We start from the raw sequence: 3,289 nt of genomic DNA on the forward strand, positions 1-3,289 counted from the left end.
CATCGCAGTCAACTCGGTTTTCTACTGGAAATCGCCGCAGGCCTCATTGCGTATACATTCCAACCTAAAAAACCGAGTTTGAATTTACGGAATAATGATATCGCTATTCTTAAACGAAGCTGAGGTTACTTAAGAATGATGGCGTTATTGTAGCTCCAAGCGTAACGAATTACGGTGTTTTTTGTTCGGCAACAAGTGCAAGCGGAATAGCTCGAATCTTCAAAATGAAAGAGCGAACTAAGTTCGGGCCACTCACATTGGGTATTGGGCATCCGGATGATGCGAGAACCTATGCGGACATCCCACCAGAGTTCTCAGATGAACTGATCGCCGAGTTACTCTTAGGGAAGACCACTACAGTTTTCTTCAAGGCACCAGCGGCAACTTTATTTCCCGAGCAAATGACTATGGGAGCACCCACAGTTGGCCTTTTTTGCCATGGGATGAGCCCCATGTATGAAATTGGGCGTGACTTCGGCCCTATAGCTCTTACGTCCTCTAATATATCGGGTACCGGAGGTCACCAAGTTACTCGCGAACAAGCGATCAATGATCTCGGTCAACACGCAGATCTGGTCATTGATGGAGGCCCTATCGGTTGGGATGAAACTGCGGGACCGTTTCAGAGTAACACGGTAGTGGATTTTTCCTTCAACCCACCGCATCTGGTTCGACCGGGCAGATTCTCAACTGAGCGACTAAAAAGCCTCTTTCCTACGCTTGTAACTGACCTAAGTGCCTATAAGGACGTGATAACAAAACGAATGGGAAATATCAGATTATGACTTACATTCATTTCGATAGGCCATCCGCTGGATTTGATCAGAATGTTAGAACGAAAACAGGCAGAGTCTTACTTGTCGGTATGGGAGCAGATATTGGATCTAATCTCTTGTATTTGTCGGCGACTACAGATGTTGGATACCCAATTACGGATGTATTAACCCATCCAATTGATAGCGAAGGCATTGGTGCAATAGAACGCGGACCGCTCAAAGAGCTCAAAGCACGTCTTCTCCTGGCTAATCCACTTCTGTTCGGCAAAATTATCACGGATAGTAGTAATTGCTCACTGGCTATAAATGGGCGTTCATTCCGTATTCACTTCCGTGATCTTGATGGTGATCTGAATGATCTCGGTTACTTCGATTTAGCTGTGTTGGCAACAAGTCGTCGGCACATTAGATCAAGATGCCATCTTGATAAACTTGAATCCATTGCTCGGGTAGTCATTGGTGCGGCAGAGAATTCTGCTCTTCCTGCTCTTTATCCCGCACTTTTGACCGCTAATTCACAACACTTTCTTGCTAGTCGTACAGCAGTAGCCACTGAACTATCAGGAAGTTATGCAATGGGCAGTTGCCAATGTGTAGGATGGACTACAGGTTTGCGCATTCTGGCAGATTATTGCTCAAGCCGAGGCGTAGCGCTTCAAGATATTTTGGTTCATACGGAGGTAGACATTGTCCACCCCGATACCGCATCTTCCAATTTTGGCACCAAGCGTGTGGGCTCACGTACAGAGGATCCCAGGGACAACTTACGACCAGGAGTCTCTCAGGTGGCTGAATCCATGTTACGTTTCCGTCCCGCCACAAGCTCTAATACCGTTTCACTCCGAGTGCTTACCCAGCCCCCCGGATACCAGATACAACGGTTTTTCCTGCGCGGGCTTGATATTCGCACAAACGATCTTATCGATGTTGCGAGTACACTAGAATCTGCTGAACCATTCCTTATTCATGTAACTAATACTCCTATAGGATCAAAGGCTTATTCCTGCCAGCCTTGCAGTGTTGTACTTCTCATAACGGAGCAACATATTTTAGTTAAACGCATCGGAGACATCGTCGAAGTGATCCTGCAAACCTTTGTCCACAATACACTGGGCTATTGTGCTGCAATCCTTTCTGCTACCGATCGTATCCTACACGGTGATGCCGTCACATTTGTTGAGCCACATAACCTAACAATTATTAGAGAATAAAAAATGATTACTTCAGGACCTATGAATAAGCCAACTGCGCGGAGAGCCACAGGCAAGGTCATCATTACCCCAGAGCCTGAAACAGTGGGTACTATTACGCACTCTCCCGGTGAACTTTTAGATGGTTTGGAACATATTCTTTACACACCAAATCTTGATTGTGCGGTTGCAAGTAAGATTATAGCAAACCCATCAATAAGGTCTGTTGTTGTAACCAAGAGCGAATTTTCGGATCACGCCCGAAAAATGCTCCATGAATCTGGAATTGGACTGGTTGTCTGTAACGAAGGAGAACTCGACAAGATAAATAGGTGCATCGTCAATAAAGATGGCCTGACGGCTCTTAGGGAGGAAGTGCCAGTCAGCGCAATCTGTTCGGTATTGAACCAGAGAAACCTCGCAATCTATCGTAGATTTGGAATTAATTCACTGGGATACTTCAGATTTAAGTTCTGTCTTTTCCAACTATTTAGCCAAGAGCCGTCTGCTTATCATGATCCTAACCGGATTGAGAACTTTCTGTATGAGCAACTAGCTGAGCTGGGCAAGCAGAACTGGTCAAGCATTCGTTGTGTTCTATCCGATCTTACTACGACTGAACTCGCCGAGGTTGGGATAAATGTGCCAGCAGAAATAAACCCGGACATGGGCGTGCGTGGGCCACGGTGCATGAAACAGTGGACACCAGAATTAGCAGCAATTCGTCGCTTTCAGGAAGAATTCGACACACTTGTTAAAATCAGTGCACCGTTCATTTCCACTATCAGTGAATACTGTTCATTCGTCAATATGGTGAAAGAGGCAGGAATACAACGCTCTCATGTTGAGCTTGGATTTACATTAGAGGTTCCAGCACTGGCGGAAGAGCTTGATGACTTGTTCACGACATCAAAGGTCGATTTCATGGCTATTGGCACGTCAGATCTTTTCTCTCTATTTAATGGAGTTTGTCGCAATAATCAAGCTCTTTCTGTGTTGCCAACCAGTAACGCGAATATTCGCCTGCTACGTAGAATCGTTACGAGTGCTCAAGAGCATGGTGTTCATACATTTGTGTGTGGTGAAGTTCGCCGTAATGAAGTGATTATGACGGAGTTGTTGCAAGCTGGAGTTGGAGAGCTCATTTGCTCCGCCCAAGTCAATGAACTCAGCTCGATATTTTACCTCTCTAGATAGCGTCGTCATGAAATACTCAACCAAAGAGCAAGGCAGCGGATTTGGACTGCGGCAAGAAACGATGCACTGTTTTTGGCGTAACGGGTCGCTATACCACGCCAGCGCTTCAAATGGAGAAAAGCGTTT

General features: G+C 45.8%; 3 protein-coding genes and 2 pseudogenes. 4 read left to right on the forward strand and 1 reads right to left on the reverse strand.

The window, feature by feature from the left end; all coding sequences use genetic code 11:
* The 4 genes and pseudogenes from AACQ81_RS19645 to AACQ81_RS01595 all read left to right on the forward strand — a co-directional run.
* Positions 1 to 123: pseudogene (locus AACQ81_RS19645) on the forward strand (IS982 family transposase); the annotation flags it as partial.
* Positions 120 to 785 carry an L-threonylcarbamoyladenylate synthase gene (locus tag AACQ81_RS01585; protein WP_272903138.1) on the forward strand — a complete coding sequence of 222 codons (666 nt, stop codon included), beginning with the start codon at positions 120 to 122 and terminating at the stop codon, positions 783 to 785. The pseudogene AACQ81_RS19645 and the gene AACQ81_RS01585, both read left to right, overlap by 4 nt.
* Positions 786 to 898: 113 nt before the next feature.
* The gene (locus tag AACQ81_RS01590) at positions 899 to 1,987 is read left to right on the forward strand and encodes a hypothetical protein (protein ID WP_237388410.1); all 1,089 of its coding nucleotides are present in this window, start codon (positions 899 to 901) and stop codon (positions 1,985 to 1,987) included.
* A gap of 354 nt (positions 1,988 to 2,341) precedes the next feature.
* Complete coding sequence (locus AACQ81_RS01595; RefSeq protein ID WP_237388411.1) at positions 2,342 to 3,163, forward strand: putative PEP-binding protein; 822 nt, start codon at positions 2,342 to 2,344, stop codon at positions 3,161 to 3,163.
* Between the two features lie 5 nt (positions 3,164 to 3,168).
* Here AACQ81_RS01595 and AACQ81_RS01600 read toward each other — a convergent pair.
* Positions 3,169 to 3,289 (reverse strand): annotated as a pseudogene (locus AACQ81_RS01600) (IS5/IS1182 family transposase); the annotation flags it as partial.

Source organism: Xenorhabdus sp. Sc-CR9 (assembly GCF_963897815.1).
GTDB lineage: Bacteria > Pseudomonadota > Gammaproteobacteria > Enterobacterales > Enterobacteriaceae > Xenorhabdus.